The sequence below is a fragment of the Archangium lansingense genome, assembly GCF_026626635.1.
Lineage (GTDB): Bacteria > Myxococcota > Myxococcia > Myxococcales > Myxococcaceae > Archangium > Archangium lansingense.
The window spans coordinates 3,811,763-3,826,078 of record NZ_JAPNKA010000001.1 but is presented as its reverse complement, the minus strand read 5'-3'; the positions used below and the strand labels follow the sequence as shown (position 1 = coordinate 3,826,078).

Below are 14,316 nucleotides of genomic sequence, written 5' to 3'. Positions count from 1 at the left end.
GGTGACATGAGTGCGCGCAACCGGTCCGCCCCTCGGAAACGGCCACGCCAGGAGCGGGCGAAGGCGACGGTGGAGACGATCCTGGAGGCGGCGGCTCACGTTCTGGTCACCTCCGGCTACGAAGGGACCACCACCAAGGCGGTCGCCGAACGGGCGGGTGTGAGCATCGGTTCGCTCTACCAGTACTTCCCGAGCAAGGAGGCGCTGGTCGCCATGCTGCTCGAGCGGTTCCACCAGCGTGCCCTGGAGGTGCTCGCCGACAAGCTGGCGCCACACCCGATCACGGATCTCGAGCAGGAAGTGCGTGAGCTGGTGCGGGCCCTGGTGGAGTTCTACGGGGTGAATCCGCGCCTTCAGCGGGTCCTCCTGGAGCAGGCGCCTCGCATCGGCCGTCTTCAGGTCGTCCAGGAGATCGAGGCACGCGTGGAGTCACTCGTGCAGATCGTGCTCGCACAGAACCTGGAGTTCGAGCGTCCGCGCAACCTGGGGTTGGTCGTCTTCATCATCATCCGGGCCCTGCGCAGCGCGGTCTGGGCTGTGGTCGTCGAGCGGCCCGAGTTGATTGGAACCCCCGAGTTCGTGGAGGAGCTGAGTGCGCTCATCCTGGGCTACCTTCGGCCACAGGGAGACCGGCGGAAACACTCCACGCCCGGAGTGAAGTAGAACCGGGCACGACGTCATGGCAGCCTCTGCCCATGCGCCATCCCTTCGCAGCTAGGGGATGGCGGGCTCGGCCTGCTCAGACCCCATGCGAGCCCCCGGGACGAGGCGGACCAGCAAGGCCGCCAGAGCCGAGGCGGTCGCTAGCAGCGTCACCGCCACCCATCCCCACTGGGCCAGCACGAGACTGCCACCTGCCGCACCAATGGACATGCCGATGAACATGCAGGCGAACAGTATCGCGTTGAGCCGGCTGCGTGCGGCGGGCTCGAGGCCAAAGACGATCGTCTGATGCGCCACCAACGTCATCTGGACTCCGAGGTCGAAGCCGATCGCGCTCGCGGCGATCAGCACCAGTCGGGTGCCCGGTTCGAGCCACGGCGAGGCGAGCATCGTGGCGAACGAGACGGCGGTCAGTCCGGCACCCAGGCGCGTGACCACCGAGGGGCCGAAGCGATCCGCGATACGGCCCGCCACCGGCGCGCCCAACGCCCCGGCCGCGCCAGCCAGGCCGAATGCACCGGCGGCCCCGCTACCCAGGTGAAACGGTGCGCCATGCAGCATCACGGCGAGGGTGGACCAGAACGCGCTGAAGCCCACCGAGAGCAGGCCCTGCGCCAGAGCGGCCCGGCGCAGAGCGCCATACTTGCGCCATAGACTGGCGAGCGAGCCGAGCAGTGCGCCGTACGTGAGCGTGCTGGCCGGGCGGAAGTGAGGCAGGCCGCGCCAGGCCACTCCGCCAATCAGGGCCACGCTGGCGGCGGCGATCATGTACATGGCGCGCCAGCCGAAGTGCTCGGCGACCACGCCGCTGATGACGCGAGACAGCAGGATGCCGAGCAGCAGGCCGGTCATCACAGTGCCAACCACCTTGCCACGATGCATCTCGGGCGCCAGGGCCGCGGCAGCGGGCACGATGTCCTGCGCCATGGTCGCCGCCAGGCCGACGGCGAAGCTCACCACCAGCAGCAGACCAATGCCCGGAGAGATGCCGCCCAGCAGCAGCGCCACGCTCAGGACAGCGGCCTTGGTGAGGATGATGCGGCGCCGATCGAAGCGATCGCCGAGCGGCGTCAGCAGCAGGATGCCCAGCGCGTATCCCAGCTGGGTGAGCGTGGGGACGAAGCCCACCGCGGTGTCCGAGGCGCCGAGGTTGCCTCCCATCACCCCCAGCATCGGCTGGCTGTAGTAGAGCGACGCCACCGACAGCCCGGCGCTCGCGGCCAACAGCAGGAGCAAGCCGCCCGACAAGGGCTCGCCGCCGCCGTGGCTGACAGCCGCGGGCCGAGACGGCCTGGCCATGGCGGCGGAGACCTCCGCGGCCATGCTCCCATTTCCGGCGTTTCCATGCACAGTACGAATGAGGGACATGCGTTCACCCCGAGTGATGCGAGATGAGGCAACTGTGGGCCAGAGGAGCGGGCGTCGGTAGTAGCGCGCTTCGTACAACCCTTATACGCTGCGCGTATAAAGCCGCTCGAGGTGCGCCCCCATGCCCAACCGTTCCAAGCCGTCCCGGCCGCGCGTTTCCCCAAGGCGGGTTCCCCCACCCGCCGCGCCAGCTACTGCCGACAGACTCGAGCTGATGCAGACCTTCATCCACATCGTCGACGCCGGCAGCCTGTCCGCCGCCGCCGCGAGGATGGGCACCACGCAGCCGACGGTGAGTCGCCGGCTGCAGGCCCTGGAGCGCTCGCTGGGGCTGCGGCTGCTCCAGCGATCCACCCATGCGATGAAGCTCACCGAAGACGGCGTGCGTTGCTATGAGCGCGCGAAGGAGCTGCTGGCCAGTTGGGAAACGCTCGAGGCCGACCTGCGCGGCGCGGGCAACGAACCGGAGGGCACGCTGCGCGTCGTGGTGCCCCACGCGTTCGGACAGGAACTCCTGGTGGGGCCGTTGACGGAGTACCTGAACCGCCACGCGCGGGTATCGATCGAATGGCTGCTGCACGACCGAGCGGTGGATTTCATCGCGGACGGTATCGATTGCGCGATCCACGTCGGCGAGGTGCATGACCCCAGCGTGGTAGCGATCCGCGTGGCCGAGGTGCCGCGCATCGCAGTAGCCGCTCCATCGGTGCTAGCGGGCTTGCCCGTACCAACCCATCCCGACGAGCTCGCACGGCTGCCCTGGCTGTCGCTGCGCACGTTCTATCGCAACGAGATATCGCTGACCCACGCGGCTACCGGCGAGGTCCAGTCCATCGTCTTCCGTCCGCGCATGAGTACGGACAGCCTCTACGCCATCCGCAGCGCCGCGGTGAACGGCCTCGGAGTCTGCGTGGCCTCGGCCTGGGTGATCCACGAAGAAATCGTACGTGGCAGGCTCGTGCACCTGGTGCCGCACTGGAGGGCCGCACCCCTCCCCATGTATCTGCTCTACCCGTATGCGCGGTTCCATCCGGCGAGGCTGCGCAGGTTCGTGGAGTTGATGCGGGAGACGATTCCAGCGGCCTTGGCGGAGACAACGAAGGCCGCTGGTGGCTTCGAGTGAAAAAGAAAACCCCGGCTCGCCTGATGGCGGCCGGGGACCTGGCAGGAGGGACTCTGCCTCGCTCGCCTGCTACTGGCCGTCGAGCTTGCCGTCCAGGTTGCGGTCGAGCGCGATGCGCACACCAGAGCCCGGCGGAACCGCGGTGAAGGTCACCTCCTGGCCCGCCTTGGTCGCCAGCGCGCGGAGGGCCGTGGTGGTGATGTTCGCGGTGCCGTCGTCGGGCTTCCACGTCCCCGCGTTGCGGTCGTAGAGGAAGCCCTTCGCCTTGCCTCCCACCACCGTCTTCGCCACCAGGTCAGCCTCATAGGTGGAGCCACCCAGGGCCTTCGACACGAACGCCGCCCGGGCGCGCGCGATGAGCAGATCGATGCGCGGGCTGACGGCGGCGGCGTTCGTCGGCGTGAGGGTCACCTGCTGGCCCACGATGGGCGCCAGGTCGGAGTCCACCGCCAGCATGAAGGCCTCCACGTTGCGGCGGTCGGTATCACCCGGGAAGCCCACGAGAGGCCCACCGATGCTGGTGTTGGAGAACACGATGGCGCTGAAGAAGCGGAACAGGGTGTCCACCGCACCGTCATGCGTGAAGCCGAAGCCGCGGATCTGGTCTCCCATCTGACCCGTCTCCGGATGCTGGAAGAAGCTGCTGTCCGGGAAGCCGAACATGCCGACCTTCGTGTACATGTTCCGCACGTGGGGAATCTTCATGATCTGGCTGATTCCCTCGAAGCTCGAGCGGCCGTCGGTGCCGTAGAAGCCCTGCGTTGCGTCAATGGTGTGGCAGCCGTTGCAGTTGAAGCCGTTGTCCGCGCCGATCGCAATGCCGTCCACGCGGCGGCTGCCAAAGTAGAAGTCGCGGCCGGCCTGCTGGGCGGTGGTGAGCGAGTTGTCCAACCGGCGGATGGGGTTCGGCGGCAGCTGCACCTGGAGCTGGAAGGCGGTGAACTTGTTCATCTCCTCCTCGGTCGGCATCGAGGCCCGGCCGAGCAGCCCCTCGTACGCCACGATGAAGTTCTTGAACGACACGTCCGCCGCGTACGAATCGACGCCGAAGAAGCCGTTCGAGCGGTCACCCCGCCAGTGCATGGCGCCCGAGTTCACCATGCCGCGCAGGGTCTGCGTCGTCATGGGCCCCTTCATCGGGTGGAAGGCGTGCTGGTCGCCGGTGCCGTTGATGGGCGAGCTCGGGTGACCTGTGAACACTCGGAACGCGCCGATCTCCAGGCTGCTCGCGAGGCGCTTGTCGATGGGGTTGGAGGACACCTCGTCGTCCGGGTTGCCCAAGTCCCAGGCGAGCTCGTCCTTATCGCCGAAGACGTGGCAGCTGGCGCAGGACGCCTCGCCGTTGGCGGAGGAGAAGTTCGCGTCGTACAGGAAGGGACGGCCCTCCACGACGGTGGCAGGCTCCGGGTTGTAGAAGGCAGCCGAGGCCACCTGCGTCTTCGTGGCGAGGTCGATGACCTTCACCGCGTTGTCGAAGCGGGTCATCACGTAGAGGCGGTTGCGCGCCTCATCCAGCACCAGACCGCTGGGGCCACCGCCGCTCACCGGGATGTAGTTGGCGCTCGCGGTCTTCGGGTCGAAGGTGTCGGACTCCAGCGCCGCGGTATCGAAGACACCGACCTTGCTCGAGCTGAACGCGGCCACGTACAGCTTCGTGCCGTCGCTCGAGACCACCATCTCTGTCGGGGTGGAGAGACTATGATTCCTGGCCGAGGGATCGAACCCAGCGGACCTGGCCAGCTTCGAGTAGTCGATGTGCTTGTTGAGGTGGCGGGGGTAGACCGTTCCCCCGGAGATGACGGAGATGCGCATCTTCGCGATGTTGCCCTGCACCGTGCTGCCGCCGAAGACACCGGGGCCCTCGAAGCGCGTGAGGTTGTTGGCTTCGCTGTTGGACGCGTACACCACGCCCGTCTTCGGGTTGGTGGCCAGGTTGAAGATGGTGGTGCCCACGCCCGTGAAGAAGGCCTTCTGCTGCATGGTGTCCGCGTCGATGGCGAAAACATCCTTGTCGGGCAGGTTCAGGCGCACCCCGTTGTTCCAGTTGCGGCCGAGCGTGTCCTCCCACTGGCCGGTGCTCTTGTTCCACTTGACGATCAAGCCAGTCTCGGGCGCCCGCGCCCCCGCGGCGTTCGTCCGCGGACCTGGCAGACCGCCTGGAAGAAGGTTGTTGCCCCAGGGCCACGTGTCGGGGAAGACGAGACACCAGCCCGAGCTCTCGAACCCGTCGCACACGGTGTCCATGCTGACGGACGTCGTCTGGTTGCCAGACTGGGCAATGGCCGCATAGACCGTCTTCCTGTCCGGGCTGACGGCGAGGCCACGCGGCGTGTCGCCGAAGAGCGTCACGATGCGCACGGGCGTGCCACCCAGCGTCGTTCCCAGAGAGGCCGGGTTGAAAACCCAGACGTCCGCGCGGCCCACACTGGGCGTGGTGAGTTGCGGGTCGCCCACGCCGGGAACGGTGGAGATGGACGGGTCGGTGCGGTGCTGGCCGCGGTGCGCGGTGGTGATGAACGCATGGCCCTGGGTGCCGGCGAACACGATGTCGCGCGGCTCATCGCCGACGAGCAGCGTGCGTACCACGCGCGGAGTCCCTTCCAGGCTCACCACGCTGATGCTGTCCGAGAGGTGATTGACCACCCACACCTCGGTGTTGCTGCGCGCGGCGACAGAGACCGGCTCGAGGCCGACCGGCACCTCGGCGAGGAGCGAGAGGCCGGAGGCAGAGACCGAGAAAACCTCCAGGCGATTGTCGGGTGTGTTGACGGCGAAGAGCCGCGTCCCGTCTGGCGAGAGCGCCATCGGACGTACGTGCGCGCTATCGAACTCGATGAACGATGGCGTCTGAGCGACGGCACTGACCGAAACCAACATCGATACGGCGGCGCACAACGAAGCAGCTCGAGCGCGCCATCGGCTCAGGCTCGCGCCCACTTGCTGGGTACCCATGGGTGGACCTCCTCGGGGGGAAAGCGTTGCGGCTCGAACCGCAACGGACGGGGAGTACCAAGCGACACCGCGACATCGCCCCCGCCAAAGGGAGGGGAAACACCCCCTTCCTGCTCGCGAAAGACCGCGTCCCAACGCCCCGCACCACAAGGGCTGTAAAACTCCATTTCCATGGAAGAAGGGCAAAAAGGCTGAGAGTCCGTGGTCTAATTGACTCTGAAATCGGCCGCAGGGAGATGTGCCAATGCCGAGCCGTGGAACCGCCCCGAGGAGTCGTCGTGCGTCATCGCCTTCGCGGACGGACGTCGCGGAGCCTGCGGCACCGTTCGGCGGACAGCTCTCGCATCTCCTGCCAACGAAGCTCTCTCCGCCGCAGACAACCTCCGTGCTGGTGGCGCGTGGTGCGCCGCTCCGGAAGATGGACCGCGGCGTCAGCGGAAAGCTGGTGCTGGTGACCGCGCCGCTCGGCTGGGGCAAGACGACGCTGCTGACGCAGTGGTACCGCGAAGCGTGCGCGCAGCGGTTGTTCGCGTGGCTGTCGCTCGACGAGTTGGACAACGCGCCCGAGCGGTTCTTCTCGTATCTGGTGGGGGCGATTCGCCGGGCCGCCCCGGACTTCGACGCGTACATCGCGAGCCAACTCGACGCACAGGTGGAGCTCCCGCTCGACCACGCCATGTCCGTCGTGCTGCAGAGCCTGTGGAGCCTGGGACGCGAGCTGGTGGTGGTGCTCGATGACTTCCACGTGCTGCGCGAGCGCGCGCTGGTGCGGGCCTTCTCGTACCTGCTCGAGCACTCGCCGCCGCACGTCCACTGGGTCGTCTCGTCGCGCACCCTGCCCGAGCTGGACCTGGCGAAGCTGAAACTCACCGAGCAACTGGTGACGCTCGACAGCCGCGACCTGAGCCTGGATGGCAAGGCCATCCGCGAGCTGGGACAGCGCCTGTGTGACGCCGAGCTCGCGCCCGATGACGTCGAGTACCTGCGCTCCCGCACGGAGGGATGGGTCGCCGGCGTGAAGCTGGCGCTGCTGTCGGTGGGTGAGCACGCGAACCTGGGGGATGCACTGCGCAAGGCCATCGGCTCCAACCGCGATGTGGCGCGGTACCTCGCGGACGCGGTGCTACGCGAACAGACCGGAGAGGTGCACGAGTTCCTGGTGCTGAGCTCGGTGGTGGACCAGCTCAACGGGGACCTCTGCAACGCACTCCTGGGCATCACCCATGGCCCGGCGTTGCTGGCGGACCTCGAGCGGGCGCAGCTCTTCATCCAGCCGCTCGACCCCCAGCGTCAGTGGTATCGGTACCACGCTCTGTTTCTCGACTTCCTGAGAACCCAGCTCGCGTGCGACTTCGGCGACCGCATCCCCTGGCTGCATCGGACAGCGAGCGCGTGGTTCGCCGAGCACCAGCGGCCGGATGAGGCGCTCGAGCACGCGTTTGCTTCCGGAGACAGGAGCTGGTGCCTCGAGCTCACGGCGCGCTGCGCAGAGGCGTGGATGCGCGAGGGGGAGATCGCCTCCGTGCTCCACTGGACGGAGAAGCTGACGGCGGAGGAGGTCATCCGCTCGCCGGCGCTCTGCGTGGCGCATATTGCGTGCCTCATCCTGTCCCGGCGGTACGCGCAGGCCTCATCGGCACTGCAGGACGCCCAGCACCGCCTCGCGGCCACGCTCGCCCCGTCCGACCCGGAGCGCGAGCGGCTGTCGAAGCAGCTCGAGCGCCTCACGCTGCTCCACTCCATCTTGTCCGACTCGGCTCCAGGCTCCAGCATCGAGCTGGACGCGTGGCCTGGCCATGAGGACCCGGACGTCTTCATGGCGGGCGTGCTGCTGGCGGCAAAGGCCTACCAGGCGCTCCGGATGAACAGGTTTGATGCGATGCGCCGGCTCGCGCTAAGCGCGCGCGAGACACTGCAGGGACTCAACAGCCCCTTCATCAACGGCTACACAGACGTCCTCATCGCGCTGGCGGACCGGGCGCAGGGGAACATGAAGGACGCGGCGGAGCGGTGCGAAGCGGCGTTTGCGCAGGCGAGCCGCGGCCGGCGCAACCCGGTATGGGTGAACGCGGCGACGGCCCTGGCCAACACCCGCTACGAGCAGAACCGGCTCGACGTGGCCGAGGCCCTCTGCATCGAGGTGCTGCCGCTGCTGCCGCAGGCACCCGCGTTCGAGACCTTCGCGCTGGCCTACCTCATGCTGGCCCGAATCAAGTCCATCCGCGGGAAGTACGCGGAGGCCTGGCAGCTGCTGGACTACCTCCACAGCGTCCTCGAGTGCGGTCACCAGACGCGCTTCCTCGCCCAGGTCTGCGGCGAGAAGATCCGGCTCAGCCTGGTGGAGCAGGCGCCGGCGCGCATGAGGGCGGTGGCGCAGGAGTTCGGCCTCGGTGAGCGCATGCGCCGCGGAGAGTGGAGCGAGCGGCGCTTCTACGACGAAACCTGGGAGCGGCTCGGGCTCGCACAGGCGTGGGTGCTGATGGCGCGTGGGCGGCACGGCAAGGCGCACGCGCTGCTGGAGACGCTGCGTGCCAGCGCCCATGATGTGGGCTACGTGTCCCGAGAGAGCGCCCTGCTCGCGGCAATCGCGGTGTGTCACTGGCGTGCCGGCGACCCCGCGGCGGCGTTCTCCGCGCTCAACCGCGGCCTCGCACTGGTGCAGCGGTTCGGCTTCAACCGCAGCGTTTTCGACGAAACGCCGGGACTGCAGGAGCTTCTCGTCGCGGCCGCCACCCAGCGGAAGCTCAGCCACGTGCTGCCCTCCAGGTACACCGCGCGGTTCCAGGATGTGCTCTCGGCGGGAAGGAGTGGGCCACAGGAGTTCGCGGACCCGCCCAGCGCGCCGCTCGAGCCGCTTACCGAGCGCGAGCTCCAGATGCTCAAGCTGCTCGCACAGGGGCTGAGCAACCAGGAGATCAGCGAGCGCTCCAACGTGGCGCTCTCCACGACGAAGTGGCACCTGCGGAACGTGTTCGCCAAGCTCGACGTGACCACCCGCACCGCGGCCATCGTGAAGGCACAGGAGCGGCTCCACCGGAACCTGTGAGGTGCCCGCCGCGACGTCGTGGATGAGGGCGTGCTGGCACCTGGGGCCCAACCTTCGATGTCACACCCACGCCCGGTGATTGCCCACCACCACCGCGTAGCGGTCGCCCAGCGCCGCCAGCTCCGCGCGCTGCAACTCGGCGGCGGTGATCACACCGCCCAGCGGGTCAGGCAGGTCGCGGGTCGCCGTGGCAGCGGCCACCAAGGTGCTGCGGTAGCCGAGATCGAGCGCGGCGCGCGCCGTGGCCGACACGCACATGTGCGTCATGAAGCCGGCGATGATCAGCTCCGGCCGGCCGATGGCCTTCAGCCGGTCGTGCAGGTGGGTGCCAGCGAAGGAGTTGGGCAGACCCTTGGTCACCACCACCTCGCCGTCGAGGGGGGCGACGGCGGGGACGAAGGCGCTGCCCGGCCCCTCCGGATCGAACAGGCCGCCAGGCGTACCGTGGTGCGCCACGTGGACCACCGGCACACCGCGGCGGCGGGCGAGCTCGAGCAGGCGGGCGGCCTCCGCCACCGCGGCGTCGACTCCGGCCAGCGGCAGAGCGCCAGCCGTGTACTCCGCCTGGATGTCGATCAGTACCAACGCCGAGCGGTCGAGCGGGCTGGGGTGGGCCGGGGCGCCGGCCATGGCGAATAGCGTGCGGGGAGTGGTCATGGAGTCCTCCGAAAGAGTGGTGCCCTTTCCTATCCCGTTCAAAACCGCTCAGCCATTTGCCAAAATCGAGCAATGGCTGTTCAAAAACGAGCGGGCAGCTTGGACTGGGAAGACCTGCGCATCTTCGTGGCGCTGGCGCGGGCGGGCAGCCTGTCGGCAGCGGCGCGGGCGCTGCGGGTCAGCCACGCCACCGTTGGGCGCCGCATCGCCGCGCTGGAGGAGACACTAGGTCAGGCACTGTTCGACCGCCGCGCCGACGGCTACGCGCTGACCGCGGAAGGGGCGGCGGTGCTGGAGCTGGCCCAGGGCATGGACGAGCGAGCACTCGCCATCCTGCGGCGCGCCGGCCGCGACACCGGGCTCACCGGCACGGTACGGCTGACCGCCACGGATGCGGTGGCCGAGCGGATCCTGATCCCTCGGCTGGCGCCGTTCCGCCGGCGCCACCCCGGCATTGACCTGGAGGTGTTGAGCGACCCGCGCTCGCTGAGCCTCGCCAAGCGCGAGGCCGACGTGGCCGTGCGCCTCGCCCGCCCGCAGGCAGGGGATCTGATCACCCGCCGCCTCGCCACCATTGCCTATGGCGTCTATGTGGCGCCCGACGGCGACGCCGAGGCCTGGGTTGGCTATGAAGATTCCTTCGCCCACCTGCCGGAAGCGCAGTGGCTGGCCCGGATTGTGGCCGGCGGGCGCATCGCCCTGCGCACCAACGGGTTCGCGGCACAGCTCGCCGCCGTGCGCGCCGGCTTCGGCAAGGCCGTCCTGCCGCGCTGGTTCGCCGAGGAGGAGGGCGGCCTCACCGCCCTACCGCCACCCGCCCCGCTGCCGGTGCGCGAGGCGTGGCTGGTCGTCCACCGCGACCTCAAGGACGTGCCCCGCGTGCGCGCCCTCGTCGACCACCTGGTCGCGGTGTTCGAGGCGGAAAGGGCCCATATGGAGTAGGTCAGTCGAGCCCGCGCTTCCCCACGGACCAGTACGCCTTCACCTTCTGCGGCGCGCCCACGCCATCCTCCCGGAGCCGCGCGCGCAGCACCTGGATGGCCTGCGCCCGCCCCGTCATGACGAGGTGCGCGCCCGGCCGCCGCTTCAGTGCGGCGCTCAGACGCTCCGCCACGGCGGGCAGGTGTCCCTCGTCTGGCGCGCGCTCCACCACGGCGCTCTCCGACAGGTGGAGCTCCCGCAGCACCGTCTCGGAGTCGTCTCGGGAAGAGACCTCGAACACCTGCTCGACGCCCTCCGCACCGGTCCGCAAGTTCCGCAGCGTGTGAGCCACGGCGAAGGACGTCTCGTCTCCGAACAGCACCACGGGCCCCTGAAGGGACGTGAGCGCCAGGGAACCGCGAGGCCCAAAGAACTGGCAGCCGTCCCCCACTCGCACATTGCGGCCCCACTCCGCGCCGGGGCTGTTTCCATGGAGGTAGACGAGCAATTGCGTCGCCCCCCGAGCCGCATCCCACGCCAGGGGCGTGTACGTCCGCATCCCCACGCCCGGAAGGAACACCTGCACCTTGTCCCCCGCGCTCCAGGAGACGCCGCGCAGCGCCTCGCCTTCCAGCTCCATCCAGCGGAAGCGGGGTGAGACGTCACGCACCTGCGCCACCCGCGCGTCGCGGAACAGGAACCGCCCCAGCATGCCTCCGAGAATCGCCTTCCCTGACGCCATTTCGTGTCACTCCCGGGGCACCCTGCCCCCTTCAGGCATGCCATCCTTGCACCGGCCCGCCCGAGCGGGAATGAACTCGTGTCACGGGAATATGAAGAAGCATGAAGCTGCGAGAAGGAGAGCCGCGTGAGTGACATGCCGACACCTGGTGGGGATTCGACACAGGCACCCGCCGCCCCCCGTCCCTTGTTCGCCAGGAAGGGCGTGCGCATCGCCGCACTCGGCCTCCTCACGCTCCTGGTGTTCGCTACCGCGTTCACTCTCTACTGGAAGCTCTGGCCAGCCGGGCGAGGTGTGGGCAGGGAGTGCGAGCTCACCAGCGGAGTCCACGCCGTGTGTGGACTCAACAAGCCAGAGGACCTGATGCGCCTCGGGGACAGCGACTGGGTCATCACGGGTGACATGGGCAACGACGACTGGGCCGGGGGCGGCCTTCATGCCGTCAGGATTGGCGACGAAGCCTTCCGAGCCATCACCCCCGAGCTCTCGCGCCCAGCCGCGCCCACCTACCGCGACTGCCCCGGTGCACCCGATCCGAAGCTCTTCTCCGCGCACGGGATTGCGCTCCGTCCCCGCGCCCAGGGTGAGCACACGCTCTACGCGGTCAACCACGGCGGTCGCGAGTCGATTGAGGTATTCGACGTCCGGGTTTCCGCCGAAGGGCCAGAGCTGACCTGGACCGGCTGCGTCGTGCTGCCCGCGGAGCATGAAGCCAACTCCGTCGCTCCCCTCCCGGACGGCGGCATCGTCGTCACCATTCCGCACCTTCCGTCTTCGTCTCGAGGTGCGGTGTTGCGGTGGGTGCCTGGCGGCGGTTGGACCGAAGTTCCGGGTACCCGCTTCCATTTAAACAACGGCATCCTCGTGTCACCAGACGGCACGCGCCTGTACGTGAACGAGTACATGAGCAGCAAGGTGCACGAGGTCCCCCTCGATGGAGCCTCCACGAGCCCCCGGTCCGTCCACCTTGGCTTCCATCCGGACAACCTCCGGTTCGCGCCCGACGGCTCCATTCTCGCGACAGGGCACCCGAATTCCATGGCCGTCGTTGCCCTGTGTGGATTCCTCCTCGGGTGCGGCATTGGGACGGAGGTGGCCCGCATCGAGCCGACCACCTTCCAGGCGACCACGCTCTTCGAGCGAGGCGCGAACGAGACCTTCAGTGCGGGCACGAGCGCCATCGTCGTCGGTGACGAGCTCTGGATCGGCTCTTTTATCTCTCGCTCACTCCTGATCGTGCCGCTCAGCGAGCTGCGGCAGCCCGGCTCGCACGGACTTACTCGTCCCTGAAGATGGAAGTCAGGCTCACCTGGGGCGTGTTCTCGGCGAATTCCCCGGTGAGCGTCGCCCTGGCTCCTCCGTCCTGGTAGCCGATACCGACATTCATTTGGATCTTGTAGCTGACGAGTCCCAGGGAACTGGCGGAGATCGATCTGGGAGTGCTCGAACCCCCTGCGGAGTTGAGCACCAGGAACATCCACTCGGCGGAATCGGGAATGTGGGCCCACGAGGCGTCCGTGCGGTCTGGAAGGTGCAGCGGCGCGACGAACGGAGCGCCCTTCATGTAAAGGAAGGGCAGGGCCAGATCCTCGTCCATCTCGGGACCATCATCCTCGCTGCTCGGAGAGTACTGGTCGAGCGCGAGCCCGAAGGCATAACGGCCCGCCACCTTGCGGCCGATCAGCTCCCGGTCGATATCCGTGGTCGTCGGGAACTCCGGATCGTCCGCCCGGAGCCAGCTGAAGAGATCGTGGCCGTAGGCCCACCCACGCTTGCCATTGGCTGCGACCCGCACCTGGAACCACAGGCCGCCAAAGAGCTCACCGTCGTCCTGACGGGCCGGCGTGCGGTTCTCGCTCTCCCGCAGGATTTCCACCACCGTCCCACAGGGCCAGGACTCCCGGACCGATGCGGACCACTCGGGGGCCTCTCGTAGCTCCACCTCTCGTTCGTGGACGTTGCACAGCACGCCGAGATTCTCCGCGTCAGCCAGTCCGGGGATGGGCGCCTTCATCTGGCCCGGCTGCCATTTGGTCATCAGCTCGGCGAGCCGGGGCTGGAGGTCGCGCAACACGGCGTCATAGGTGGCGGCCTGCCCCTTGGGGACGGCGATGGCCAGCGAGGATTGACCCGCCTCGACCCCGACAATGCGCAGGGAGGTTCCCTCGAGAGCCTGCAGGAGGCCCACGTCCTCATCGAGGGCGCAGTCGGCCTCGTCTTCCTGGACGGCTGTCACCGCCAGCTTGGACGAGGTCGTGGGAATGAGCGTCGCTTGGGGCAGGACACGTTGAGCAGCCTCGAGCGCGGGCCCCTTGGGCACCGCCACCCGCCCCGTCACCTCGGCAAGCCCCGCGGCGTCATCCGGCACCATCGAGTCACAGGACTCCCCACCCGCGAAGCGGTAGGAGATCATCACGTAGGGTTGCGTGAAGTCGACCTGCTGCCGCCGGCTCTCGGTAGGCGAGATGGAGTTGAGGCCCAGGTCCACCTTGCCCTGAGCGATGGCGCTCACGCTGTCAAGGGACAGGCTGCGCGGGTTGATGAACTCCACCGGCCGCCCGAGCCGCTGGCCGATCAGCCTCGCGAGGTCCGCCTCGAGACCCTCCATCTGGCCCGCGCGCGGGAAGTGCAGAGGCACATAGGAACCGGCCAGCGCCACGCGCAGCGGTTTGGGTGGTGTGGGAGCCGCGACGGTGATGACCTTCTCGGGTGGTTGCGCTGTTCCATTGCAGCTACAGCCCGCGCTCGTGGAGACACTTGCGGCCATCGCCCCCAAGGCGAGCCACCCGCGCATACGACTCTTCATGAATTCCCCCCCTCTAGATGAGCAAAGGGAACGCTACC

At 68.2% G+C, this 14,316-nt stretch carries 10 protein-coding genes; 5 read left to right on the top strand and 5 right to left on the bottom strand.

Annotated features, from left to right (window positions below; translation table 11 throughout):
• Nucleotides 1-6: 6 nt before the first annotated feature.
• Nucleotides 7-663: a TetR/AcrR family transcriptional regulator gene (locus OV287_RS15575; protein WP_267534805.1), complete on the top strand. Its 657-nt coding sequence runs from the start codon at nt 7-9 to the stop codon at nt 661-663.
• 51 nt (nt 664-714) lie between these two features.
• Here OV287_RS15575 and OV287_RS15570 read toward each other — a convergent pair whose 3' ends face one another.
• Complete coding sequence (locus OV287_RS15570) at nt 715-1,986, bottom strand: MFS transporter (protein ID WP_308809580.1); 1,272 nt, start codon at nt 1,984-1,986, stop codon at nt 715-717.
• Between the two features lie 166 nt (nt 1,987-2,152).
• Here OV287_RS15570 and OV287_RS15565 point away from each other — a divergent pair, with 166 nt between their 5' ends.
• Nucleotides 2,153-3,154 (top strand): LysR family transcriptional regulator, encoded by a 1,002-nt coding sequence (locus OV287_RS15565; protein WP_267534803.1) that lies wholly within the window; start codon nt 2,153-2,155, stop codon nt 3,152-3,154.
• Nucleotides 3,155-3,223: 69 nt separating this feature from the next.
• On the opposite strand, the gene OV287_RS15560 is transcribed toward OV287_RS15565, so the two are convergent.
• Nucleotides 3,224-6,106: a YncE family protein gene (locus OV287_RS15560; protein WP_267534802.1), complete on the bottom strand. Its 2,883-nt coding sequence runs from the start codon at nt 6,104-6,106 to the stop codon at nt 3,224-3,226.
• Between the two features lie 385 nt (nt 6,107-6,491).
• Between OV287_RS15560 and OV287_RS15555 the strand changes: the two genes are divergently transcribed.
• A complete protein-coding gene (locus OV287_RS15555) occupies nt 6,492-9,152 on the top strand; it encodes a winged helix-turn-helix domain-containing protein (protein WP_267534801.1) in 2,661 nt (886 codons plus the stop codon).
• A 60-nt stretch (nt 9,153-9,212) separates the two neighbouring features.
• Here the strand turns inward: OV287_RS15555 and OV287_RS15550 are convergent, their stop codons facing one another.
• Nucleotides 9,213-9,851: a cysteine hydrolase family protein gene (locus tag OV287_RS15550; RefSeq protein WP_267534800.1), complete on the bottom strand. Its 639-nt coding sequence runs from the start codon at nt 9,849-9,851 to the stop codon at nt 9,213-9,215.
• 57 nt (nt 9,852-9,908) lie between these two features.
• Between OV287_RS15550 and OV287_RS15545 the strand changes: the two genes are divergently transcribed.
• Nucleotides 9,909-10,751, top strand: a complete 843-nt coding sequence (locus OV287_RS15545; protein ID WP_267534799.1) for a LysR family transcriptional regulator — start codon at nt 9,909-9,911, stop codon at nt 10,749-10,751.
• A gap of 1 nt (nt 10,752) precedes the next feature.
• Here OV287_RS15545 and OV287_RS15540 read toward each other — a convergent pair whose 3' ends face one another.
• Complete coding sequence (locus OV287_RS15540; RefSeq protein WP_267534798.1) at nt 10,753-11,472, bottom strand: siderophore-interacting protein; 720 nt, start codon at nt 11,470-11,472, stop codon at nt 10,753-10,755.
• A gap of 135 nt (nt 11,473-11,607) precedes the next feature.
• Here OV287_RS15540 and OV287_RS15535 point away from each other — a divergent pair, with 135 nt between their 5' ends.
• Entirely contained in the window at nt 11,608-12,762 is a 1,155-nt protein-coding gene (locus tag OV287_RS15535) for an SMP-30/gluconolactonase/LRE family protein (RefSeq protein ID WP_267542349.1), read from the top strand.
• Here OV287_RS15535 and OV287_RS15530 read toward each other — a convergent pair.
• Nucleotides 12,749-14,278 carry a substrate-binding periplasmic protein gene (locus OV287_RS15530; protein WP_267534797.1) on the bottom strand — a complete coding sequence of 510 codons (1,530 nt, stop codon included), beginning with the start codon at nt 14,276-14,278 and terminating at the stop codon, nt 12,749-12,751. The two genes, OV287_RS15535 and OV287_RS15530, sit on opposite strands and share 14 nt — an antisense overlap.
• Nucleotides 14,279-14,316 lie beyond the last annotated feature (38 nt).

Excerpts from the sequence above, each read along its gene's own strand:
- OV287_RS15535 (WP_267542349.1), top strand. The coding sequence starts at position 11,608 with ATGCCGACACCTGGTGGGGATTCGACACAGGCACCCGCCGCCCCCCGT.
- OV287_RS15570 (WP_308809580.1), bottom strand. The coding sequence starts at position 1,986 with ATGGCCGCGGAGGTCTCCGCCGCCATGGCCAGGCCGTCTCGGCCCGCG.
- OV287_RS15575 (WP_267534805.1), top strand. The coding sequence starts at position 7 with ATGAGTGCGCGCAACCGGTCCGCCCCTCGGAAACGGCCACGCCAGGAG.
- OV287_RS15560 (WP_267534802.1), bottom strand. The coding sequence starts at position 6,106 with ATGGGTACCCAGCAAGTGGGCGCGAGCCTGAGCCGATGGCGCGCTCGA.
- OV287_RS15565 (WP_267534803.1), top strand. The coding sequence starts at position 2,153 with ATGCCCAACCGTTCCAAGCCGTCCCGGCCGCGCGTTTCCCCAAGGCGG.
- OV287_RS15540 (WP_267534798.1), bottom strand. The coding sequence starts at position 11,472 with ATGGCGTCAGGGAAGGCGATTCTCGGAGGCATGCTGGGGCGGTTCCTG.
- OV287_RS15530 (WP_267534797.1), bottom strand. The coding sequence starts at position 14,278 with ATGAAGAGTCGTATGCGCGGGTGGCTCGCCTTGGGGGCGATGGCCGCA.